The 24,765-nt window shown below is 35.5% G+C and carries 19 protein-coding genes; 14 read left to right on the forward strand and 5 right to left on the reverse strand.

Features of this window, described 5'->3' with window-relative positions; genetic code table 11:
• Positions 1-5: 5 nt before the first annotated feature.
• From CG11_RS21405 to CG11_RS21415, 3 genes are all read right to left on the reverse strand, one after another.
• Positions 6-2,123, reverse strand: a complete 2,118-nt coding sequence (locus CG11_RS21405; RefSeq protein WP_052598889.1) for a fibronectin type III domain-containing protein — start codon at positions 2,121-2,123, stop codon at positions 6-8.
• Between the two features lie 270 nt (positions 2,124-2,393).
• Positions 2,394-2,858 (reverse strand): GNAT family N-acetyltransferase, encoded by a 465-nt coding sequence (locus CG11_RS21410; RefSeq protein WP_052598890.1) that lies wholly within the window; start codon positions 2,856-2,858, stop codon positions 2,394-2,396.
• A 46-nt stretch (positions 2,859-2,904) separates the two neighbouring features.
• Positions 2,905-5,205 (reverse strand): acyl-CoA dehydrogenase, encoded by a 2,301-nt coding sequence (locus CG11_RS21415; RefSeq protein ID WP_052598891.1) that lies wholly within the window; start codon positions 5,203-5,205, stop codon positions 2,905-2,907.
• A 504-nt stretch (positions 5,206-5,709) separates the two neighbouring features.
• Between CG11_RS21415 and CG11_RS21420 the strand changes: the two genes are divergently transcribed.
• The 6 genes from CG11_RS21420 (at position 5,710) to CG11_RS21445 (ending at position 11,325) form a co-directional block, all read left to right on the forward strand.
• The gene (locus CG11_RS21420) at positions 5,710-6,159 is read left to right on the forward strand and encodes a MarR family winged helix-turn-helix transcriptional regulator (RefSeq protein WP_052598892.1); all 450 of its coding nucleotides are present in this window, start codon (positions 5,710-5,712) and stop codon (positions 6,157-6,159) included.
• Positions 6,160-6,219: 60 nt separating this feature from the next.
• Positions 6,220-6,738 carry an NADPH-dependent FMN reductase gene (locus CG11_RS21425; protein ID WP_052598893.1) on the forward strand — a complete coding sequence of 173 codons (519 nt, stop codon included), beginning with the start codon at positions 6,220-6,222 and terminating at the stop codon, positions 6,736-6,738.
• Positions 6,739-7,148: 410 nt separating this feature from the next.
• Positions 7,149-8,006, forward strand: a complete 858-nt coding sequence (locus CG11_RS21430) for an SDR family NAD(P)-dependent oxidoreductase (protein WP_052598894.1) — start codon at positions 7,149-7,151, stop codon at positions 8,004-8,006.
• 217 nt (positions 8,007-8,223) lie between these two features.
• Entirely contained in the window at positions 8,224-8,952 is a 729-nt protein-coding gene (locus CG11_RS21435; RefSeq protein ID WP_052598895.1) for a pyridoxine 5'-phosphate synthase, read from the forward strand.
• Between the two features lie 372 nt (positions 8,953-9,324).
• The gene (locus CG11_RS21440; RefSeq protein ID WP_052598896.1) at positions 9,325-9,864 is read left to right on the forward strand and encodes an EB domain-containing protein; all 540 of its coding nucleotides are present in this window, start codon (positions 9,325-9,327) and stop codon (positions 9,862-9,864) included.
• A gap of 273 nt (positions 9,865-10,137) precedes the next feature.
• Positions 10,138-11,325, forward strand: a complete 1,188-nt coding sequence (locus CG11_RS21445) for an acetyl-CoA C-acyltransferase (RefSeq protein ID WP_052598897.1) — start codon at positions 10,138-10,140, stop codon at positions 11,323-11,325.
• A gap of 122 nt (positions 11,326-11,447) precedes the next feature.
• Here the strand turns inward: CG11_RS21445 and CG11_RS21450 are convergent, their stop codons facing one another.
• Together CG11_RS21450 and CG11_RS21455 are read right to left on the reverse strand one after the other, a co-directional pair.
• Positions 11,448-12,167 (reverse strand): LytTR family DNA-binding domain-containing protein, encoded by a 720-nt coding sequence (locus CG11_RS21450; RefSeq protein WP_052598898.1) that lies wholly within the window; start codon positions 12,165-12,167, stop codon positions 11,448-11,450.
• Between the two features lie 101 nt (positions 12,168-12,268).
• Positions 12,269-13,411 carry a sensor histidine kinase gene (locus CG11_RS21455; protein ID WP_063833168.1) on the reverse strand — a complete coding sequence of 381 codons (1,143 nt, stop codon included), beginning with the start codon at positions 13,409-13,411 and terminating at the stop codon, positions 12,269-12,271.
• A gap of 338 nt (positions 13,412-13,749) precedes the next feature.
• On the opposite strand from CG11_RS21455, the gene CG11_RS21460 reads away from it, so the two are divergent.
• The 8 genes from CG11_RS21460 (at position 13,750) to CG11_RS21495 (ending at position 24,720) form a co-directional block, all read left to right on the forward strand.
• Entirely contained in the window at positions 13,750-14,121 is a 372-nt protein-coding gene (locus CG11_RS21460) for a MotA/TolQ/ExbB proton channel family protein (protein ID WP_052598899.1), read from the forward strand.
• A gap of 354 nt (positions 14,122-14,475) precedes the next feature.
• Positions 14,476-15,297 (forward strand): hypothetical protein, encoded by an 822-nt coding sequence (locus tag CG11_RS21465; protein ID WP_156039849.1) that lies wholly within the window; start codon positions 14,476-14,478, stop codon positions 15,295-15,297.
• A gap of 215 nt (positions 15,298-15,512) precedes the next feature.
• Positions 15,513-16,448, forward strand: coding sequence for an ADP-ribosylglycohydrolase family protein (locus CG11_RS21470; RefSeq protein WP_052598901.1), 936 nt, complete (start codon positions 15,513-15,515; stop codon positions 16,446-16,448).
• 179 nt (positions 16,449-16,627) lie between these two features.
• Positions 16,628-17,512 (forward strand): ABC transporter ATP-binding protein, encoded by an 885-nt coding sequence (locus CG11_RS21475; protein WP_052598902.1) that lies wholly within the window; start codon positions 16,628-16,630, stop codon positions 17,510-17,512.
• 234 nt (positions 17,513-17,746) lie between these two features.
• Entirely contained in the window at positions 17,747-21,334 is a 3,588-nt protein-coding gene (locus CG11_RS21480) for a M1 family aminopeptidase (protein WP_052598903.1), read from the forward strand.
• Between the two features lie 240 nt (positions 21,335-21,574).
• The gene (sppA, locus tag CG11_RS21485; protein ID WP_052598904.1) at positions 21,575-23,422 is read left to right on the forward strand and encodes a signal peptide peptidase SppA; all 1,848 of its coding nucleotides are present in this window, start codon (positions 21,575-21,577) and stop codon (positions 23,420-23,422) included.
• A 269-nt stretch (positions 23,423-23,691) separates the two neighbouring features.
• Complete coding sequence (locus CG11_RS21490) at positions 23,692-24,204, forward strand: DUF2628 domain-containing protein (protein ID WP_052598905.1); 513 nt, start codon at positions 23,692-23,694, stop codon at positions 24,202-24,204.
• 3 nt (positions 24,205-24,207) lie between these two features.
• Positions 24,208-24,720, forward strand: coding sequence for a DUF2628 domain-containing protein (locus CG11_RS21495; protein ID WP_052598906.1), 513 nt, complete (start codon positions 24,208-24,210; stop codon positions 24,718-24,720).
• The last annotated feature ends 45 nt before the right edge of the window (positions 24,721-24,765 follow it).

A 24,765-nucleotide genomic window follows, 5' to 3' on the forward strand; every position in this document is an offset into this window, starting at 1 on the left:
TATCATTATCGTATAATTTGAAATGGTTGACCAACAATATGATCGACATCTAAGAAATACATTCCTGGCAGGATGTCTTCTAGATTTATTTTTATAATTGGTTGATCTATCCTACCTTCTTTAACAATTTCGCCCGTAATTCCCACAACTCTATAAGTAGAGCTATTCAAAGATTCAGGAAGCTCTAAATACAAATCTGTACTTGTTGGGTTAGGATAAATATTTAGTTGTAATTGGAGCAGTTTCGATATTGAGTTAAGATCTTCTGTTCTAAAGCTCCATGCCGAACTCCACGGACCAGCAGTTGTCCCATTTAATGCTCTAACTTTCCAGAAATATTCTGTTTTAGGTTGAAGGTTGTTTACAGTCCATGTAGAACTAGAAGCAGTATATGTTTGTGGATTACTAGCAAAAGTAGCACTGGAATCAATCAACATTTCATAAGAAGAAGCTCCCACAGCTGTTGTCCAATCAAATACTAAATTCACATACACTTGATTGGTTGCTAAATCAGCTGGTGCTATCAAATTAAAGTTATCCAATGAATTTGTTGTAAAGCACCATACAGCGCTATATTGCCCCCATGAAGTACCATCTGTTGCACGTACTCTCCAATAATACTTTGTGCTAGACAACAGACCACTTAATCCTATATTTGTATTTGAACTCGTATACGTTTGAGCTGTCGCAAAGCTTGGCAATGTATCTACGTCTATTTCATAAGAAGTAGCTCCAAAGGCAGTCGTCCAAACCAAAGGTAAGGTGCTGTAACTTTGCTCGGTTGCCAGATTCGCAGGTGAGGTCAATTGAAAAGAGTCCAACTGAGGAATATCTGTTCCCAAATATCTTGCTATTGCAAGATCATTTCCTGTATATCCAACAGCAACAATTTTGTTGTCAGCAGGCTGAACAAGCACGTCAAAGCTTTCACTAATTGAATTGTTGTTAAAAGAAGTATGTACAACTCCCCCGTTGCCAAAGGAAACATCCAAATCATAATTACTAGATTCCAAAGTTCTAACAATTGTAAATTCCTTAGAAGTATATCCACTTGATCCTGCTAAAATAAATTGACCATTGTTATCTTCTGCAAAACCATAGGCTACATCGTACAAATTTCCAACATCTTTTCGTGTTTTAGGGCCTTTAATTCCCCCTGCATCGTCCAGCTCTACCAAAGAAAATTTATCCAAAGCCAAACTTTGATGACTCGTTCCGATCAAAAGTATATCACCATCAGGGCGAATGGATACAGAATAGGCACGATCTTGATCTCTACCATCTATACTCCCTCCATAATCATACGACATAACACCATCTGCTGAAAAAGTATTGTCCATTGTTCCATTAGAATTGATGCGGGCAGCATAGAAATCGGAGTACCTTGAAGACGATACAATATCTCTCCATCCTGCCGCTACTATTTTTCCATTAGGTCGAACTTCCAAATCCTCAATACACAAATAATAAGTATTACCTAAAGTTGTACCAATTGGCAGTTGTTGAACTCCAAAGGTCAAATCCAAATTTCCTGTAGACAGGTAACGTGCTACAATAGGCTTTGCTTCGTTAGAAGAAATTTCAGTATTTCCTCCCACTATAATATTTCCAGTCAATGCATGAATTTTGACAACTTTAATTTCATCTTGTTGGTTAGAAACAAAGGTACTGATAACAATTCCATTTGTACCAAAAGTACTATCAATAGAACCATTGGTATTATAACGAACTAATGCAGCATCTTTTTTGGTTCCATTATCACTAGATCCTGCCAAAATAATTTTCCCATTGGTTTGGATAACCAAATCATATGCGACATCCTCACTGCCTATTTGCAAATCAGTTGTCACGATTCCTCCATTTCCAAAAGTGCTATCAAGTGTGCCATTCGTATTATATCGAGCGCAAACAAAATCTTTGCCTGTAATCGAGCTACTAGAATTACCTGCTACTACGATTTTCCCATTGGTTTGAATAGCAACACCATGAGCTTGGTCTAAGCCATTTGTAATTGAAGTAACTACTTTTCCACCTATGCCAAAACTTGGATCAAGGCTTCCCGCTTGCTGCGCAATAAGGTTTGAACATAAAAAAGATAATAAAATGAGTTGTATTGTTTTCATTTTGTTTGTTTTGGTGATTAAAGTTTTCTTAGGAACTAAAACCTTTGAAGCACAAGCAATAAGAATCTTGCTGTCCTATCAAAGTAATTAATAAGCTCTTAATTTTAAAGCCCCCAAAAGTAATCAAAAAAACATATATTAACAACAAGCCTTTTGTAACATCTCTATTTCGCTTGCCATCACCAACACAGCCCTAGCCTACAACAATCTAATTATCAACAACATACACTTCACTCCGACTTGAGTGTTAAAAATTCCTTAGTTATAACACTAAATCTTAAAGGCATGAATTTGATTTACATCAAAATCACAATTACTCCATTCATTATCAATATCTGCACCGCATTTTTTGTACAACGCAATAGCAGGCTCATTCCAGTTTAACACTTGCCAACGTACTCGTTTACAATTATTTTCCTTCGCAGCTTCAAAAAGCAATTCTAATAATTCGGAACCAATTCCATGACCACGATAAGCTTTCTTAACATACAAGTCATCTAAGTACAAAGATTTCCCCACCCAAGTATAATAGGCAAAATAATACAATGCCATGCCTATAATTTTACGATCATCCAACTCTACAACATAGCACTGAAACAACTCCTGTTCCTCCTTCATTTGCTCGACCGTATTGAATACTTTTTCAGGGGCATTCTCAAAGGCTGCCAACTCTTTGATAAGTCCTAATATGGCTTCAAAATCATTTTCTGTTGCCTTTCTTATGGTATAATTCATTCTATTTTTTGATTATTCATTATAATTAACGCCTACTCTCCCCCCTCTAAAAAACAGCAATGGGTGCCGCGAGACAAGCATCAGGAATACCAAATGCTTCCACCAGCGCAAAAGCATCGTTGCGAACTTCCTTACAGAGCTTGTCTACTACCCTTCTAATTGCTCTCGTTTTAGCACCAGACATACAGCCTTGTTCCAAGTACCATCCTTTATTTTCTTCTATGGTATGCAATGCATATAGATCGCAAAGCATTTTTAATGTTTTTTTGAGTGCAGCATCTTCACAACCCTCAATTTGTGCTAAAAACTGCTCCAAGATAATACGATCAATATAAGCATGAGCGACCTCTATCATATGCGTCTGACAACGCAGAAAGGCTTGATAGGAAGGAATACCTCTCTTGATAAATTTCCGCAAACGCTGTCCTACCGAAACCATTAAATCTCGTTCTCTATAAACAAAAGCATCTAACTGAAAAGTAGGGTCTTTGAGATGACCTTCGTCGGTGTTGTGAGTATTGACAAAGTTCTTTTCTCGAATCGTTGCAATAAAACGCTCCGAGGCAAAATTGACCATTCCTAGCAACCCGCCACTAACAATCTCTTTGTTAAAATCGCCCAACACTCCTTTTGCCACCAATTGCATGAGCACCGTATTATCTCCTTCAAAGGTGGTAAAAATATCTGAGTCTGCTTTAAAATCAGCAAAACGATTTTCAGCCAAATAGCCTTTTCCCCCACAAGCCTCTCGGCACTCTTGAATTGTCTTGGTCGTATACCAAGTTGCGACAGATTTTAAACCCGCTGCTAAGGTTTCTATTTCTCGCATATCTTCCTCTGTTCGATTTGAAAAACGATCTGTTAGATACGTCAAAGCAAAATCTAAAGCATATGCTTTTGCCAAAGGAGGCATTAATCGACGTTGATGCGAAGGATAATCCATAATAAGCATTTCGGGCTTACCATCTTCACCAAACTGCCTCCGTTTCAAAGCATACCGAATGGCAATTGTCAAACTTGCTTTAGCAGCACTTAAACCCGCTCTAGGCACGCACATACGCCCTCCAACCAAAGTACCTAACATCGTAAAAAATCGCTTTGACTCTTTCTCTATTGGACTCGAATAGATCCCGTGTTCGTCTATATTCCCAAATCGATTCAATAAATTGAAACGAGGTACTCGAACTTGGTCGAACCAAATACGACCATTATCAACACCATTTAACCCCAATTTATACGCACAATCTTCAATACTAACTCCAGGCGCTATATTTCCTTCTTCATCTCGAATATCTACCAATATAGCATGTACCCCGTGATTTTTGCCATCGACAATCAATTGAGCAAAAACCGAAGCCATCTGACCATGCGCTGCTGCATTGCCTATATAATCCTTTCCAGAAGACAGCGTTGGAGAATTGATAATAATTTCATCCCTAACAGGGTCATAAGTCGCCGTTGTTTCACAATCTCGAACATTTGATCCATGTCCAGTCTCTGTCATGGCAAAACATCCAGGCAGTTTCATTGTCCCAATATCATTCAAATAACGCTTGTGGTGTTTTTCAGTACCCAACCACAAGACAGAACCACCCCATAATCCAAACTGTACCCCAAACTTTACTACCAAACTCAAATCGTGATAACCTAACGTTTCAAATACAGCTGCATAAGCTCCCATGTCGTCAATGCCACCATATTCTTTAGGAAAATGCAATGCACCGTATCCTTGTTCAGCAAGTAGGTGTACCCATTTTAATACGTGTTCTCTATACGTTTCTTTGTTCCGAATGGTCTCCAAATTAAACATTGGGTCGTGCAAAATTTTGAAAACATTGGCTCGTATTTCTATATAATCATCATCCAATATGTGTTGCAAGGCTTTCACATCAATGTTAGAATGATTTAGCGTCGCTTCTCTTTCTTCTATAATTTGTTGTTGTGTTAGAAGGTGGCTGTGCAATTCTAAGCTAACAATACCAATCGCCTCTTCTAGTTTTTTTAAAGCTTCAACAACCTTGGGAGTCAACCATGTTTGATTATCGGATTGTATTTTTGCCATTTCAATTCCCAAATCTACCAAAGTTTGTCGTCCATCTGAATTCATGCTTTGAGCGGTCGATTGGATACTTTCTGCCCATTCTTGATGGAGACTATCTGATGGCGGATTCGTTGGATCCATCCATGATAATAAAAGCTGTTTGTCTCTTTCTTTTATCCAGTCAAAATTATTAATCTTATTTTGTATCAACTTTATTTCACTAGGTCCTAGCACCGCATCAGACCATCCGATATAAAACAAAGGAATTAAAGAAGCAACTTGTGGAGAATACTTTTCGGGTAACATGGCGTATTTTTTTTATAATAATTCAATAATCATCATTACTTCACAATAAAATCATACCACACTAATAATCAAAATGATATAACTTAAATTGGCAAAACATTTAAAACCAACATAATTTGAGCTATCTTTTATCAAAAACTCCAACCAACAAGCTAAGTTTGGAAATTTAGGATTGATGAAAAGAATTGAGTAGTGTAGCTAAGTATTACAATTATTAACAGAACAAATAAATGCTGTTTAGGTTGACGCATCACAATTCTAAATTAAATATTTACAAAGGCATAGCTAGAACAAATCATTCTGTTATTGTTATTAAGGTAGCAATACTTCGACAAAAAACAGAGTACTGTAGAATAATTCAAAATAGAAAGTTCGAAATAATCATAATCCATCTGCCTTTTTATTTTAGAGAATACATTTTTTTTTTGAAAAAAGGCACATTTATTTGTAATTACAAATAAAAAGCTATACATTTGTAATTACAAATAACGGAATAACATAAATATGGACATAAACGAAGCAATACAACAAAAGAAATTCGAAAATGAGTGGGAAAAAGCACTTGTCAATCTACACTTCACAAGCAATGTATTTAGTGACCGATTATTGGCAATACTAAAACCTTATTCTATTCATGATCAACACTACAATATTTTACGTATTCTGAATGGAAGATATCCCGATGTAGCTTGCCCTGGAGATATTAAGGCAGTTTTACTCAACAAGCGAGGAGACCTAACTCGGCTACTAGACAAGCTAGATAAACTAGGTTATGTAGAACGAGCTACCAACCCGACCAATAGACGAATGGTAGATATTAAAATCACAGCAGCTGGCATTGCTTTGCTAAAAAAACTCAAATCTGAGATAAAAACTACTGAAGCGATAAAAAAGAATTTAACAGAAGCAGAAGCCACTCAGCTCAGTTTATTATTAGATAAAATAAGAAAATAATTTTTTTTAAATCAACATCTGTAATTACAAATATTGTACAAACACTTAAAATACTATATTATGAAAAAAATACTTGCATTTTCAGGAAGCAACAGCTCAAGTTCTATTAACCAACGATTGGTACACGCTGCTGCAAAGTTAGTAAAAGAGATAGATGTTATTGACCTAAGAGACTATGATGCTCCTATTTATAGCGAAGACATCGAAAAAACAACTGGTCTGCCTCAAAACATTACTCAACTATATGATTTGATACAAGAATACGATTCTATTATTCTTGCTTCACCAGAACATAATGGGCTACCGACTGCTTTTCTAAAAAACATCTTGGATTGGCTTTCTCGCAACAAAGGACAAAAATTTTTGCAAGATAAAAAAGTTGTCTTATTAAGTACTTCACCTGGTGGAAATGGAGGAGCAAGTTCCTTGGCAAAATTACAAGAAGTCATTCCTTATTGGGGCGCAACTGTAGTTGGCAAACACAGTCTTGGTAATTTTCATGACAAAATAGATTTAGAGAACAACCTCAAATTTGAAGCTGATCGAGATGCCCTAAAAAAGGTTCTAGAGACACTTTAAGTGTTGCAAATGTTACAATATTAGCCAACCTAAAACAGGCATTAGCTTGCCCTGTTTTAGGTTTTTTATTTTATTTTTCTTAATTAAGCAATCTCTCAAAATTGGCATCCAGCCTCTTATTTTTCTAAACGATTGTTTAAGATTCTTAAAATAGATAGTATCTTAACTCTAATAAAAATCTATTTGATATAATATAGTACTTAGCTGCGGTGCTACTTCGTGGTAGTTCCCTACGGTCGTGAGATTGCTATCGCTTAGTTTTTTTGTAAAAAACTAAAAAAAGCATCTTTGCATCAGTTTAATTATCAATGCTTTAAGAAATCAAACAACAAAACATACTCTATTGATAATCATACTAATACAATTTACCCACGAAGTAATAATCAAAATCATCCATTAATTTCCAATCAATGAGAAAAAGCAAAAACATTGTTGTTACAGGTGCCTCGACAGGAATCGGCTATGCCACTGTAGCATCTTTAGTAAAAAGAGGGTATAAAATTTTCGGTTCTGTTCGCAAACAAGAAGATGCCGATCGCCTTAAAAAAGAATTTGGGGATTTATTCGAGCCTCTCTTGTTTGACGTAACCGATATGCAAGCTGTTCGGCAAGAAGCGGCAAGAGTAGAACAACTTATTGGCAATGAAGGCATTCATTCCTTGATTAATAATGCAGGAGTGGCTGTCTGGGGACCAATGATGCACCTGCCTTTGGAAGATTTACGTTGGCAAATGGAGGTCAATGTAATTGGGCTGGTTGGTGTTACACAAGCTTTTTTGCCTCTTTTAGGAGCGAAAAAAAATTGCCCTCATGCCCCTGGTCGTATTTTTAACATGAGTTCTGCCGCAGGCGAAATTGCCAATATTTTTATGGGACCTTACTCGGCAAGCAAACACGCTCTCGAAGCCATTTCAAAAACTATGCGTATGGAACTCTTACTGTATGGAATTGATGTGGTTGTTATTGGTCCTGGTGTTGTAAAAACTCCAATTTGGGACAAAGCAGAGGAAGTTGATTTGAGCAAATTCGAAGAAACGGACTATATAGAGCCTGGCAAAAAGTTCAAAAATTTCATGCTAAAAATGTCTAAAATAGGCTACGAACAAGCTAAGTTTGGTGACATGATGGCAGATATTGTCGAACATAAAAATCCCAAAGCACGGTACCCGCTTGTTTATGGGAAACTCAAAAACTGGATTATCCCTCGGTTAATTCCAACTCGAAAATTTGCTGCTATGGTGGGCAAAATGCTAGGTCTCTCAAAATAAATTCAAAACATCCATCAAGTAATTCTCAAATCATATTATCTTTGGGACTTCTTTTAATTTTTCGTTCTTTACACTGTTTTGCATCAAACTATATTCCATTGGTTATCAATATAATTTATTTCAAAAATTAAAACTAATAATCAATAATATATAACTTCATCATCACAGGAAGTAACCCACGAAGTATTATTATATATTTTATACTAGGTACTAAATTATGAAAACACGTCTAAGTGTCAATGTCAATAAGATTGCTTTGATTCGCAATGCTAGAGGAAGCAATTATCCTGATTTAATAAAAGTCTCCAAAGATATAGAAGCCTATGGAGCCGAAGGTATTACTGTCCACCCTCGCCCAGATGAGCGCCATATTACTTATGCGGATATTCCTGCCTTAAAAGCAATTGCAACTACTGAATTTAATATCGAAGGAAATCCACGCACTCAAAAATTTATGGATTTGGTTTTAGCCAATGCCCCTGATCAATGCACGTTGGTTCCTGATGCTCAAAATGCGTTGACTTCTGACAGTGGCTGGGACACGATCACACACGAAGCTTTTTTAACAGAAACAATTGGTGCCTTGAAAGAGAAAGGCATTCGCGTTTCTATTTTTTGCGACCCTATTGAAAAGTTTATTGAAGGGGCAAAAAAAGTGGGTGCTGATCGAATAGAATTTTATACAGGTCCTTATGCTGAAAATTATCACAAAGATAGAGCAGCTGCTATACAGCCTTATGTCAATGGGGCAAAAATTGCCAACGAATTGGGAATTGGTATTAATGCAGGGCATGATCTTAACTTAGATAATTTGCGCTATTTTCAAGAAAATATTCCCAATCTATTGGAAGTTTCTATTGGGCATGCTTTGGTCGTAGATTCATTGTATTATGGGCTACAAAACACCGTGCAAATGTACTTGGAGTGTTTGACAGTGAAGGATTAGACAATCCTTTAAGAAATAAAAATGCCTGAATACAGGATATGCTGTATTCAGACATTTTCTATAGCACTTTATCCCATTGTCACTGCTCTTCTAACATTCAATAACACCTTTGAAAGCTGCTAAATAACTTACCCCCTACTTAAAAACTACCATATGAATTGACAGAAGAGACATTCTTACAATAGTTCGCTAATAACGAGTACTAAAATAGTGAATCAAAGTCGCTATTTTTGATAAAATTCTGTACATTTGCAGGCATTTTTATTACTTCATTTTATAAGGTCAGAAAAAGAGCCTAACAAATTCTTAATCTTATAATTTGAGCCATAAACTAAAATCTTAAAATAATTATTTTTAAAAAATTTATTACCTATGAAAAAATTTATTAAAGGAGTTTTTTTGACCATGATTCTATTTACAGGGGGAGCAATAGCAAGTTCTTGTGATCCATGTTCGGGAGTCGTTTGTACCAATGGAAATTGTAGTAATGGTATTTGTGTTTGTGACCCTGGCTACAAGAAATCTGACAACAAATGTGTTTCCATTAGTTCAGACTATACGGGAGAAAATTGGCATGGTACTCAAATTGGCTATTATACATTTATGCGTAGTGATACGCAATCTGTTGTCTATACGATAGAGATGTCAGAAGTTACTCCAAACCAAATTATTCTAAAAAACTTTTTAGGTCATATTGGAAATGATATCCCTCTCACTATAGATTTAGAAAAAAAGAATATTTTTGTTGAAGAGACTGTATTACCTGTAGGTATAACCAATGGTTCAATTACAAATCCTTCTTTTCTTCCTGTTCCTTATGATGTTGCTGGTACGATTAAAGCGAATAAAATAAATCTAACTTTGAATGGAAGTGGTATTATTGAAGACTATAAACTCGTTTTGCAGCGATAACAATTCACGACTGTCTTTTATTTAGTTTATATAGTGCTCTACAAAAGGAGTCAAATGTGACAAGGTGTTTTCTTAGACAATAGTCGCTTTGGATCAAATAACTGGTGAACTTACTTGTCGATTTACACTACATTTAAAAACCGCTGTTTAGCATAGATTTCAACCTCTCTCCTGTTATTTTATTAGAATAAAACCTAGACAAACTCCAATATTTTTTGTAGTTTCGTGCCAAATTTTAAAATAATAATTTTTTACCATAAGAAAATTACAATCATGAAAGAAGTATATATTGTATCAGTTGCAAGAACTCCTATTGGAAACTTAGGTGGTATATTGTCTTCTGTTAATGTTATTGATTTGGGAAAAACAGCAATTACAGGTGCTATTGAGCGTGCAGGAATTGATGCCAAAGAAGTAGGTGAAGTGTATATGGGTTGCGTTTTAACAGCCAATACAGGACAAGCTCCTGCCAAGCAAGCTGCTTTAGCTGCTGGTATTCCGAATACAGTACCTTGTACGACCATCAATAAAGTATGTTCTTCTGGAATGAAAGCAATGATGCTAGGTGCTCAATCTATTATGCTGGGTGATAACGATTGTGTTGTTGTAGGAGGAATGGAGAGTATGTCTCAAGCACCACATTATATCCCTTCTGGGCGTACTGGAATTCGTTATGGCAATGGTCAAATGGTAGATGCCATCGTTAGAGATGGTTTGCAAGATCCTTATGATGGCAATATGATGGGTGTTTGTGGAGAGGTTTGTGCTGAAGGTAAAAATATCTCTAAGGATGAGCAAGATGAGTATGCTTTTGCTTCTTATGAGCGTGCTAGAGCTGCTTATGAGAATGGTTGGTTTGCAGACGAAATTGTTCCTGTAAGTGTGCCTCAACGTAGAAAAGATCCTATCATCGTTAGTAGAGATGAAGAGGTAGATAACAAACGTATTACAGACTTAGCTAGCGTCAAGAAAGGTCGTGCGGTCTTCAAAAAAGATGGAACTGTATCGGCTATCAATGCTTCTAAAATCAACGATGGTGCTGCTGCTGTTGTTTTAATGAGCAAAGAAAAAGCTGAAGCATTGGGCTTAAAACCGATTGCTAAGATTAGAAGTTTTGCTGACGCAGCTCAGGAGCCTGTTTGGTTTACAACAACTCCTTCTTTGGCAATGCCTAAGGCTGCTCAAAAAGCAGGCATCAAATTAGAAGATGCTGATTTATTCGAAATCAACGAGGCATTTTCTGTTGTTGCTTTGGCTAATATGAAAGAGTTGAACTTAGACCACGATAAAGTAAATGTGTTGGGCGGAGCTGTTTCTATGGGGCATCCTATTGGTGTTTCTGGTTGTAGAATTGTTATTACATTGCTTTCTGCTCTAAAACACAAAGGTGGAAAAATTGGTGTTGCTGGTATCTGTAATGGTGGCGGTGGTGCTTCTGCTATGGTAGTGGAGCTAGTATAATATAACTAGCACTAAACAGTGCTTTGTCTATCATATAATCAAGCTAAAATCTTTACCAATAAAGATTTTAGCTTTTTTTATGGGTTTTTTGCGAAAATAATTGGGTATTAGTATTGACAGCTTTAGTTTATGGTTGCTTCCAAACGAATCAAAGTCTCTTTTTTGTATCCTCGGCTAATAGGCAAAAAGACACCATTCACCTCTATTGCTTCGTTAGAAAATGAATGAATGGCATACATATTCACAATAAAAGAACGATGGATTCTTATAAAATGCTTAGCTGGTAATTGTATTTCAATGCTAGAAAGTGTTTGACGGGTTGTTATTAATTTATTATTAAGATGAATCTTTAAATAATCTCCAAAACTTTCGATATAAAGGATTTCCGAAAAAACAACTTTTACCATTTTCCGATCAGAACGAACAAAAATAAACGTTCGATGAATTGGCTCTATCTCCATCTTACTCATGGGCACAAAAGGACTAACTTCTACATAACTCTCTATCGATTGCAACAAACGTTCAAAAGAAATCGGCTTTAGCAAATAATCAACAGCTTTTAGTTCAAAACCTTCTAAAGCAAATTCTCGATATGCTGTCGTAAAAACTATCTTTTTGTCTTTTGAAATCGTTTTGGCAAATGACAAACCCGATATTCCTGGCATATTAATATCTAAAAATATAAGGTCTACTTCTTTGGTATTAATCGCTTCAAAAGCCTCTAAAGCATTTTTACAAATTGCCACAACATCTATTGTTGGAATTTTAGCTAAGTGAATGTTTAAAATATCTCGTGCTGTCGGTTCGTCATCAACAATGATAGATCTTATTCTTGAAGCCATTAATTTGTTATTTTTTATTGTATTAATTGTATCGAATCGGTTTATAAAAATCAAAACTGCACAGTAGTCCTACCATTTAACAAAGCTGTAAACAAGATTTCTTAGAACACAATATCCATTTTAAATTTGCTAAAATCCATTTTCCTTAAATAGTTTCTCTCTTCATTCGTATCATTGTTCAGATACAACTCTACCTTAAAACAATCGTCATTGACATCAAAATTAAGTAGATGCCTATCTTTGTATAGCAAATCCAATCGATTTCTAATATTCTTTAGCCCAATTCCTCCTACTTGAGAATCTTCAAAATCACTGCTAATACTATTGCTAATAGCAAAATAAATTTGTTCTCCCTTTACTTGAAGCTTTATCGTTATATCAAAAACACCATTTTTGATAGCACCATGTTTAAATGCATTTTCAACAAAGGGCAACATCAACATTGGGGCAACTAAAGTCGGACGTTCATTCATAGAAATCTCAAAATTAATATTCAGAACATCTTGAAAACGAAGTTTCTCTAGTGCAATATAATCTTGGATGTGTTCTACTTCTTCACGCAATTCAACGACAGCATCATTAATTTGATACAACAAGTAATCCAACAAGTTGGACAATCGTAGGATCATTTCTGCCGTATAGTCTGATTTTTGTAGCGCAAACCCATAAATTGTATTCAAGGTATTGAATAAGAAATGTGGATGAATTTGCATTTTTAAATAATTCAGCTTTTGGGCATTGAGTTTTAATTCTCTTTCGAGCAATTGATTTTTTAGCTCTTGATTTTTGGTAATAGTATGCTGATTTTGTCGTTCTAATGAAAAAGCACTCGCAATAAAAACGATGGTATACACTCCTATAAAAACCAACATGAAGTTTTTGGACATAGGAAGCATTTCATCTACGTTTAAGTCAGACAAAAAAACTAATCCTCCCAATATTGATAAAGCTATCAGACATGCTGAAATAGTAATTAGGTAAATACTGTAAATAAGAAACGTCCAATAGTGCTTTCTTAGTAGATATTTGGGAATTAAGTGGTAGATAGTTGCATAAGTTGTTGTGATGGTTACGGGCATTAACAAAAGAGAAAAATTAATAATTTTGGTAAAATCTTCTGTCTGAAACTTGAAGAATTGCGTAAAGAAAAACAATACACAACACCACAAGAAAATATGCACAACAACGATCTTTTTTCCTTCTTTGAAGGAGTATTTTTGCCCTTTTTTAACACCATTTAGCATACGATTGAGTATCTTTTGTTTATTTAACCGTCCCTACAAAAGCTGTCTTTGATTCGTTTTTTATAAAATTGGCGAACTCCTCACAAGCATTTAGCAAACAATGCTTTTTATACTAAAATAGTTTTTCACGCTCATTTTTACAACTATAAATGACAAATAACCAATTTAAATCTTTCTCCAAAAGTGCAATTCAATCAAGCATTTAGTTTTTGCAAACAACCGTAATTATGGCACATTACGGTACTTTTAATATTCGTTTTTGCTCTAGATAAAAGATTCAATTTCTTGAACAAAAAAGAAGCCCAATCAACCTAGCTAACTATTATAAATAAATAACTATGCTCTTACAATTTTTAATAGAAGGAGGACTACTTTTTACAGCACCTATATGTTTCATTGGGTTACTACTAATTTTTTTCTTTATCCAATCCCTTGTATCTATTCTCAAACAACAAAGCATACACAAACGCCTTTTATACATGCACAAATTAGGTTTGCTGGCTTTATTCTTAGGAGTTTTAGGACAATTAATTGGCTTAACTGCAAGTTTGCGCATCATTGAATCTGCTCATGGAAAAATTTCTAGAACGATCATTTACAAAGGGTTATTCATCTCTTTTATTCCTACCTTCTTAGGACTCATTATCTTTATACTTTCAAAAGTGGCTCGCCTTTATTTAAAGTGGTTTCAAAAATATCGTATCCAATAATTATAAAGCCAATCAAGTTATCCTCTCTAACCTTATCCTTTTTGCGCCTCTGTATCTATTGCAAGCAGAAAAACAACCAAACTCCGCTCAAAAGCGGTCATTCATCGCAAATAATAAAAAGTCTTATTTATTTATCTTATAATTGCATTGTCACATACATATTTAAAACACTCCCCTTCTGACACTTACGCCTATTACAAGCTATTTTTTTTAGCTACTGTAAGTTCTCTTTGTACTACAACATATAATATCTTCCCAACATTTTCTAGCAACTAACATAGTTGCTCCGATTTAAGTTTTGCACCAATTAAAGCACCCAAGAGGTGTACTCATTTATAACTAAAAACAATAAAGATGACACTTAAAAATCTTTTTTTATTCGCAATGATTACTTCTTTTTTGGCAATTTCTTGTGAAAAAGAAACGATGGAGCTGGTCAAACAAGAAGCAGAAGCAAAAAATCTTGCAATTGAAGATCAAACTTCAGAAAAACCACAAGAAACATTAGAAGAAATAAGTAAGCGGATGCAACAAAAAAATATAGAGTTTTTAACTCTTACAGAACAACCCATTCTATCAGAATTTCGTTCTCCAAACACAGCCGCTCGATCCTCTCACTCTGCCTATAATTCGGGAAGAATAAGCGTTGCTTATCCTTCTGTGCCCACCAATGGTTATGATTTATTAAACTTTGGAACTCGAACAGGCACAACACAGTGGATAGCCTTTAATTTGAACAATAGCTATCTCTACGCTTATCCCGATCAATACTCAAACAATCGCCCAGGAAAGCTACTCTTTACATTGAGTGGTGTTGGGCAAACCGTAACACTCAATTTTTCTATTAATCCTTACACACTAGCAGCTGTTATTACCCCAAGCACTACTGCAAGTTTACATAGTAGAGTTCATCCCAATACAAGTTTTACTTTTAGCAGTGATATGAGCCTAGTTATACACTCTAACACCAATGGATGGCTGTGGCTTGAAGTCAAAAAAGCCAATACCGTTGTCTTTAGTTCTCTTTATCGCTACAATTACAACTCTAGTTTAGATGCTAGAAATGGTGGCAACATTCGAGCCCTTGATTTTGGTTCTGTTGGCGTTGGTCCTCGACCTCCTTATTCTCTTGCGGGGATTACAACAAGCTATTCGGGGCATTGTGGTTGGTTTTAAATTAAAACTTTGCTAAAATAACTATTGCATAATCAGAACAGAGAATTAATTCTTTGTTCTGATTTTTATTTTTTAGTAAACTAGATCTAGCAGTTTGTTGATTTTTTTTGTTTATTTATAAAAAATTGCAATCGCTTTCTTTCATCGTAAGCAGCTCCTGTGTGCTACTAATCCAAGCTTGCTCAAAACACAAAATAACTAAACACTTATCAATCATGAACCTAAAATCTGCCATCCTTGGCTTGGCTGTAGGCGACGCACTTGGCGTTCCTGTTGAGTTTATGTCTCGCCAAACACTTCAAAAAAATCCTGTCAAAATCCTACGAGAATACGGCACACATCAACAACCCAAAGGAACATGGTCGGACGATAGTACCATGACCTTTTGTTTGATGGAAATGCTAGCACAAGGATATGACCTTAGACAACTAGGCAATCATTTTGTCAATTGGTATCGACAGGCTTACTGGACACCGCACGGCGTTGTTTTTGACATGGGCAACACGACTCGGCAAGCCATTTTGAAATTGGAACAAGGAATCGTTCTACCTCAAAATGCAGGTGGCAAGGATATACAAAGCAATGGGAACGGCTCTTTGATGCGCATTTTACCACTTATCTTTTATACTCAAAATCGTCCCATAGAAGAACGATGGGCAATGACAAGCGATGTATCTTCCTTAACTCATGGGCATTTTATTGCTCGTTTTGCTTGTTTTATTTATTTAGAATACGCTCGATTGCTACTACAAGGCAAAGAAAAACTAGAGGCTTATAAAGCTGTAATTATTGTAATCAATAATTTTGCTCAAACTCAAAACTTCTCTCAAGAACATTTAGCTGTTTTTGATCGAATCCTTGCTGTCTCTACACCTCTTTACCAGTTGCACCAAAAAGAAATCAACTCTGGTGGTTATGTTATAGATAGTCTAGAAGCTAGTTTGTGGTGCTTATTAAAGCATAATAGTTATTCTGAAACCGTTTTGGCAGCAGTCAATCTGGGTCGAGATACCGATACAACAGGCGCTATTACTGGAGGGTTGGCAGGAATCGTATATGGCGAGGTGGGGATACCAATCACATGGATTGCTTATTTGGCTCGTTTTGATGATATAATGGATTTAATTGAGCGTTTGCAGAGTAAATTATGACTTTCGTCTAGATGTCTCTCTTGCGTGGAATTATTTTTTTTTCTTAGACATTACTAAAAGTAGTTATCTATAAATACCTTTAATACAACCTATATTAGATAAACAACTAGTATTTTTAAACTTGAAATCTAGTTATTATTTTCATTCATTGAATATTTACTCTACTAAATTGTACACAAATGTCTAGTCTAAAAATTAATAATCTCTCCAAAACTTACCCCAATGGTGTCAAAGCATTGGATAATATATCTTTGGAAATCCCTAATGGAATGTTTGGTCTATTGGGTCCCAATGGTGCAGGGAAATCTTCCTTAATGCGCACCATTTCCTCTTTGCAAGAAGCCGATAGTGGCTCTATTTTTTTAGATGATTTAGATGTCTTTAAAAATCCTACCGATCTACGAAAAGTGCTGGGTTATCTCCCTCAAGAATTTGGAGTATACCCACACATTACAGCCTATCAACTTCTGGATCATATCGCAACCCTCAAAGGTATTAGTCAAAAAAAAGAACGCAAAGAGTTAGTTGACCATTTACTAGAAAAAGTAAACCTAAGCGAACACAAACATAAAAAAGTAAAAGGTTTCTCTGGTGGAATGAAACAACGAGTAGGAATTGCACAAGCATTGATTGGCAACCCTAAGTTAATTATCGTTGATGAGCCAACGGCTGGTCTTGATCCTGGTGAACGCAATCGCTTTCATAACTTGTTAGCTTCTGTCGGCGAAAAAGTCATTATCATTCTCTCAACACATATCGTAGACGATGTCAAAGAACTCTGTTCGAATATGGCCATTATGAACAAAGGACAACTAGTTTACCAAGGGACTCCACAAAAAGGAATTGATGAACTTAAAGGAAAAGTTTGGCGCAAAGTTATTGAACGTAGTCAAGTAACAGACTATAAGAGCAAGTACTATGTCATTTCAGATAAACTCATTGCAGGCAACCCACTTATCCATATTTTAGACGAGTCCAATCCAGAAAATGGCTTTGAACCTATTACTCCTAGTATTGAAGATGTATTTTTCAGCAAAATAAAACGAACCAACGAAGCGCACTAGTCCGCTAAAATAGTAGTCTACTTTGCCTGCTTAATAATTTCTTTGCTGTCACTTTCATTTATTTTTTAATAACGCTTTGGAGCACCTCCAAAAATCCCCCTCTAATATAAAAAGGGATATTTTTGATACCTGCCAACGAGTACGACTTCCCAATTACAAAGTCACTTCTACCCTATTTAACAGACCTTCTGGGAGATAAAACTCTTCACATAAAGCGGTTTTAATTTTTTAATTATGTTCGTAGAATTCTTCAAACGAGAGATATCCATGTCCATCAAACGACCTATGATTTGGATTTTCTTTTTAATTATAACGCTTCTTGTTTCTGGAGCTATAGCCAGCGATAATATCATTATTGGAGGTAGTGTTGGAAACATTTACAAAAATGCGCCACATGTTCTAACTCAATACACTATTATTTTGCTACTGATTTGCTTGATGATGCCTGCTGCCTTCTTTAACAATGCTGCTCTTCGAGACTACAATCATAAGTTTAATGAAATTCTCTTTAGTACTCCCATCCAAAAATCAGGCTATTACTTCGGGCGCTTTATGGGAGCTCTTGTCTTATCTATTATTCCCTTTTTAGGTATTTTTGTTGGCTTCTTTTTAGGCAGTCAAATTGCCTTAGCAACAGGCTCTGTAGATGCCGAACGGATTGGACCTATTTATGGTAGTGCTTTTTTTAATAACCTAGTACTCTTCATTATTCCCAATCTATTCATTGCGGGTGCTATCATCTTTTCTATTGCTAACAAATGGAGAAACACCGTTGTTTCTTTTGTTGGTGCATTGGTAATCATTGTAGCCTATTTTGCTTCAGGAAGCTTGGCTTCTAATCTTGACAATGAAACACTTGCTGCTTTATCTGACACCTTCGGAATTAGAACCTATAGTATTGACACTAAATATGCTACTACGGTCGAAAAAAATACGATTGGGGCTAGTTTCAGTTGGTTATTGGTAGTCAATCGATTGATTTGGATAGGAATTGGTTTGATGGTTTTAGTTGGTTCTTATTTTTCTTTCTCATTTGCAGAAAAAAAATCAACATCCAAAGCGAAACAAACAACCAATGCAGGAAAAACATCTCCCAAAAGTCTTCTAAAACCAGCCTTTACAACTGCATTTAATCGACAAACTACTTGGTTGAGTTTTATCAGTTTCTTCAAGCTAAATTTCTATAGTATTACCCGTAGTACCACTTACAAAGTGTTATTCATTTTTAGCGGTATCATGCTATTCACCTCCCTTTTTGGAGGTTTTGAGTATTACGGTCTGCAATCTTACCCTGTTACGTACAAAATGTTAGATGCCTTGAATGGTTCTTTGGTAGTATTCGAAATCATTATTGTCGTCTTCTTTAGTGGCGAACTTGTTTGGCGAGATCGCATGGCAAAAATTAATGAGGTAATTGATGTCACCCCTCATAATTCTATTGTAGCCCTGTTTGCTAGAGTAATTGCTTTAGTTTCTACTGTCAGTATCATCCATTTTGCAGCAATGATCATTTGTATGTTGTATCAAATACTAAATGGTTATTATAATTTGCAAATAGGATTGTACCTGCAAATGTTTTTACTTAAGATTTTACCCATTTTTATTTTTTGGTCTTTCACTTTGGTCTTTGTACAAATTCTCTGCAACAACCTGTACATTGGTTACTTTATTTCGGTTATTTTAATTTTTATTCTAGAGCTGATTTTCTTAATGTTTGACGTGCAATCAAATATGGTGAACCTAGGAGCTACGCCTTCCTTAACCTATTCAGATATGAATGGCTTTGGCCCTGCATTAATTAGTATACTTTGGTTCAACTTGTATTGGATTTTACTAGGAGTTGTTTTATTAGGTTTTGGTGGTTTAATTTGGGTTCGAGGAGCTTCCACAGGATTGAGCAGTCGTCTTAAATCCATAAAAAAACATCTGAATCCTCGCTATGCTATAGGTTTAGGAATTGCCTCTATACTATGGATAGCAACTGCTAGTTTTGTCTTTTATAACACACAAGTAATTAACGAGTACGACAGTTCTGATGCCACAGAGAAATTACTAGTCAATTATGAAAAAAATTATAAAAAATATCAAGGTATCCCTCAACCAAAAATCACGGATGTAACTTATAACATTGATATTTTCCCAAAATCTAGAACAGTGTTGAGCAATTCAAAAGTAGTGTTGACGAATAAATCACATCATGCCATTGACTCGCTACATTTTATTGTCGATGAAGACTGGAATATGAGCGTAACCGTTCCCAATGCCAAGCTAGTCTTTGAAGACGAAGAGATCGGATACTTAATTTATCAATTGGATGCCCCCTTAGCACCTCATCAAACAACTACAATTACAGTAGACGCCTCTTATGTCCCCAAAGGATTTGAAAATGAAGTTAGCAATTTGAGTGTTGCTCAAAACGGCACCTTCTTAAACAACAGTAATATCCTACCATTTATTGGTTACAACGAAAGCATCGAATTAAGAGAAAAATATACTCGAAAAAAATATGACTTGGGTCCCAAGAAATATATGCCTACCTTAGAATCTCCTTGTAGTGACCATTGCATGAGCAACTACTTGACAAATGGAGGAGCAGATTGGGTCAATGTAGAAACATACATTTCTACCTCTGAAGATCAAGTTGCCATTGCACCAGGAACATTAGTGCAAGAAACCAAAGAAGGAGGACGAAAAAAATATCATTATAAAGTAGATCGTGCTTCTCAAAACTTCTATTCTTTTATGTCTGCCAAATACGAAATAGCTCAACGCAATTGGCAAGGAATTGACATTGAAATTTATTACGACAAACAGCACTCTTACAACATTGATATGATGTTAGATGCAGTGCAGAATTCTTTAGAATATTTTACCAAAAACTTTGGTCCTTACTATCACAAACAAGCTCGTATTATTGAATTTCCAAGGTACTCTACTTTTGCACAAGCATTTCCTGGCACGATGCCATACTCAGAGTCTTTTGGTTTTATCATCAACTTGGAAGATGAAACTGATAATAATATTATTAATGCTGTTATAGCGCATGAAATGGCGCACCAATGGTGGGCACATCAAGTTATTGGTTCTAGTATGGAAGGGAGTACCATGCTGTCTGAAAGTTTTGCAGAGTACTCTTCCTTGATGGTTATGAAAAATGACCTAAAGGACGACTTGCGAATGAAACAGTTTTTAAAATATAATTTTGATCGTTATCTCGGGGGGCGTAGTTCTGAAACACGAAAAGAAACACCCTTGTACAAAGTACAAAATCAAGGGTATATTCATTATGGGAAAGGTGCTTTGATTTTATATGCTTTGCAAGATTATATCGGGGAAGATAGCCTCAATCAAGCTCTAAAAGAGTTCTTGGAATTGTATCGTTATCAAGATCCTCCCTATCCAACTTCTTTGGACTTTTTAAGACTTTTGGAACCCAAAGTGCCTGATTCTCTGAATTATTTAATGACAGATTGGTTTAAAGAGATTACGTTGTACGACTATCGTTTGAAAGAAGCCAGCTATCAAAAATTGGACAATGGTAACTATCAAGTTGATTTTAATATCGAAGCATATAAATTACGTGTGGACTCTATTGGTACTGAAACTAAAATTGATTTTGAAGATTGGGTAGATATTGGAATTTATACCGATGACGAGGAAAAAGAGCTTGTCAAAGTAGAACGTGTTTTGTTTGATGGCAATGATTTACATTTTAGCTTGGTCGTAGACAAAATGCCTGTTAAAGCAGCTATAGATCCCAAACGATTATTAATAGAACGAACCATTTCAGACAATGTAAAATCCGTTGTTCTAAAGGAATAGAAGCTGGCTGTTGATGAATTTTTGTCTTTAAAAATGATTGTTCGCAGATAAAAAATAGACATTAGTCTAAGGAAACTTATAAATTGGAACAAAAAACTAATATTTATGGTAATTCAATGGAACAATAGATTTACTAGGTTCTGCAAATAATTGATCAAAAAGACAAAAATTCTTATCAAAAACAGTAATTTAGTAACTTACTTTTTACACAAAAAATTATTAAAAAAAACAATATAAAATATGAGTTCTGAGAAACCTCAAGTTATAAAAGCAAAAGTTGGCTTTTTTAAACTTTTTTTCACTTCCTGTCTAGGCACGTTGCTGGCATTGGGAGTAATTGTTGGAGGTTTTATTTTTGTTGGATACCAAGCATCACAAGGTGGTCTCCCTGTAATAAAACCCAATACTGTTTTAAAACTACAATTCAATCAGCCTATTCCTGAATTGTCGAACAACTCGGCACAAGACCCTTATGATTTTCAAGATATGTTAAACGAGAATCTTGGTTTAACAGACATTTGCAAATTGATTGATATTGCCGTAAACGATGACAACATCAAAGGTATTTACTTGGACTTGAACTCGGTACCATTGGGATGGGCGTCTTCAAAAGTTTTGCACGATAAATTATTAGAATTTAAAGAAAGTGGCAAGTTTGTAATGGCTTACAGCAATTATTACGATCAAAAAAGCTATTACTTTGCTTCTGTTGCTTCTCCTGTATACATTCATCCTCAAGGAGGCTTCTCTTTCTATGGTTTTGCTGGTGAGATGACTTATTTCAAAGGCTTAATGGATAAACTTGGTGTTACATTTCAAATCTTTTATGCTGGTAAATTCAAATCTGCTACAGAGCCGTTTCGTCTTACAGAAATGTCTCCCGAAAATCGCAAGCAAGTAACGGAATACATGGGTGGTATGTATGATATGTATTTAGAAGATTTGGCAGCGGCACGCAATATTGATGCTGCAGAATTGGCACGCATTGCCAACAATGCACTTGTTAGAGAACCTCAAGATGCTGTTACGCACAAGTTAGTTGATGCAACTAAATACAAAGACGAAGTATTGGACGAATTACGCAGTAAATTAGGGACTGCTGAAGATGACAAAATAGAAGTTGCTACGCTCAAAAAATATGTATCTGTTCATAAAAATGAACTAAAATCTAACAATGGTTCAGATAAGATTGCTGTTGTGTATGCCGAAGGAAGTATCGTTGATGGCGAAGGAGAAAAAGGGTCTATTGGAGGTGATAAATACGCAAGCATTATCCGAAAATTGCGTAAAGATGAAGATGTAAAAGCAATTGTAATGCGTGTTAATTCTGGTGGTGGTAGTGCTTTGGCTTCTGATATAATTTGGAGAGAATTAGAAAAGGCAAAAGAACAAGGTATCAAAGTGATGACTTCTATGGGAGACGTTGCGGCTTCTGGTGGCTACTATATTGCTTCTAACTCAGAGCGCATCTTTGCAGAAGATCGTACGATCACAGGGTCTATTGGTGTTTTTGGTATGATTCCTAACATGAGAGGTTTGTTAGAAAATCACTTGGGAGTAACAATGGATACGGTTAAGATTGGTCGATACTCTATGATGTCTAGAGGTAGTGCTTATTACAAATTCAGCGAAGAAGAAGGACAAATCATTCAAGAAAGTGTTGATCAAGTATACAAAACCTTTAAAACACGTGTTAGTGAAGGTCGTGGCATGAGTATGGCAGCTGTTGATAGTGTTGCACAAGGACGTGTCTGGTTAGGTAAAAAAGCCCTTGAAATCGGCTTGGTTGACGAATTGGGTGGTTTGGATGATGCTATTAATGCAATTGCTAAATCAGCTAACTTGACGGAAGACAATTATAGTGTTGTAGGCTATCCAAAAACAAAATCATTTGAAGAACGCCTAGCAGCTGTTTTAGGTGGAGAAGACGATGAAGATGAAATCAAAACTCAGTTGCTGCAAGAGTTAAAATCTTCGTTGACGAGTAGCCAATACAACGAATACATTGAGTATATCAAAGCAGTGGAAACCGTTAAGTCTATGAAAGGAGTTCAAATGCGCCTTCCTTATCATATAGATATCAAGTAGTAAGCCGTCTTATAGTATAAACAAAAGAAGCTTTAATATATTTTAGAAAGGTCATTTTCTCTTTTGGGAAAATGGCTTTTTTTATACATTTATTTCAAGGCAAAATTTTCCTAACTTTGCTCAACAACTATTTCTCCTACTAAACAGAATAGAATAACTTCTGTCACAAGCTGCTTTTTGTCTTAATTACGTAATCGTTCAGAAAAAATAGCTATCTTTTATTTTATACGACATCCTTTATTCAATTGCTTATAAAACACTAAAACATCATGGAAATATTAGACAACCATATTTTTGAAGAGGAACTATCTGAAAAAGAAGCCGATTGGAAATTATTTATTGGCGACAAATTTGATTATTACTTACCCGTTTGGCAAAAGATGGAACAAGGGCAAAAAATTCACTTCAATCTATCTGCTTTTATTTTTTGGGTTGGCTGGGCAGCTTTTAGAAAAATGTATCTAATTTATTTTTTGCTCTTTGCTGCCCGCCAAGTAACCAATTACCTTCCATTCTTATTCAATGCTTCCCCTGAACTTACCCTATTTATAGAAACCATGTTCTTCTTTGTTTATTTGGCGTGGGGATTTTATGCCAATTGGGTGTATTATAATCATGCTCAAAAAAAGATAGCAAGCATTAAAGCCGCAGGTCTTTCTAAAGTCTTGGAAGAAAAGTCCATTCGAGATGCAGGGCAAACCGATATTCAGTTTCCCATATTTATGGGTATTGTCCTCTTTGTATTAACTAGATTTATAGAAACTTTTTTGGGAATAATTTAAATTATGGAAATACTAGACAACGAAATAGACATCTACCTTAGTCCCGATGAACACGAATGGGAAGTTTTTATTGGTGCCAATGCCTCTTATTACATCCCTATTTGGCGCAAATTTCAAAAACAAGATACCAAAGTCCACTTTCACTTCCCAGCCTTGTTTTTACACATATACTGGCTCAGTTACCGCAAAATGTATAAATATGCCCTCATTGGGGTTTTATTCCCTCATTTTGTCAATTTTATTATTATTATTTTACTAGGCATTGACAGCTATTGGGAAACTGTCTTGATCAGCTATTCCTTCTATCCTTTTTTTGGTTTGTTCAGCAACTGGATTTATTACAATCATGCTCAAAAAACAATCACTCAAATCAAACGAACGCACCCAACAGAAGCTAGTAGATTTTCTACCCTTGTAGAAGTTGGGCAAACGAATATTGCTGCGCCATTTATTTTACTCTTTGTTTCTACTTTTACTGGAATTTTAATGTCTTCCATGTTGCTTTTTTTCTACTAGAAAACATCCTGTCAAGAATTGGGCACAGCAATCGAAGATTATTTG

Source organism: Aureispira sp. CCB-QB1 (assembly GCF_000724545.1).
In the GTDB taxonomy this organism is placed as follows: Bacteria; Bacteroidota; Bacteroidia; order Chitinophagales; family Saprospiraceae; genus Aureispira.